The 443-nt window shown below is 66.4% G+C and carries 1 protein-coding gene; it reads left to right on the forward strand.

Annotation, left to right across the window (positions count from 1 at the left end; genetic code table 11):
• Positions 1 to 443 (forward strand): caspase domain-containing protein (locus tag OC450_RS34285; RefSeq protein WP_262049478.1); only part of this gene is annotated, 443 nt, incomplete at both ends.

Raw genomic sequence — 443 nt, forward strand, 5'->3', positions numbered from 1 at the left:
CCGCGCTGGTCGGCGGCATGTTCAGGAAGGCCGGGTTCGACGCGGTCGACGTCAAGCTCGACCTGAACGTGGTCGACATGCGCAAGGCGCTGCGCGAATTCGGCAGCAAGGCGCGCGACGCCGATGTCGCGGTCATCTACTACGCCGGCCACGGCATCGAGCTTGACGGCACCAACTATCTGATCCCGACCGATGCCGCCCTGGAGACCGATACCGATGTTCTCGACGAGGCGTTCCCGCTCGACAGGGTGCTGTTCGCGATCGAGCCGGCCAAGCAACTGCGCCTCGTCATCCTGGACGCCTGCCGCGACAACCCGTTTGCCAAGACCATGAAGCGCACGGTTGCCTCGCGTGCCATCGGCCGCGGCCTTGCCAAGGTCGAGCCGAGCAGCCCGAACACCATGATCGCCTTTGCGGCGAAGGCCGGCTCGACCGCATCGGAC

It is taken from the genome of Bradyrhizobium sp. Bra78 (genome assembly GCF_024519855.1).
GTDB classification, from domain to species: domain Bacteria; phylum Pseudomonadota; class Alphaproteobacteria; order Rhizobiales; family Xanthobacteraceae; genus Bradyrhizobium; species Bradyrhizobium japonicum_G.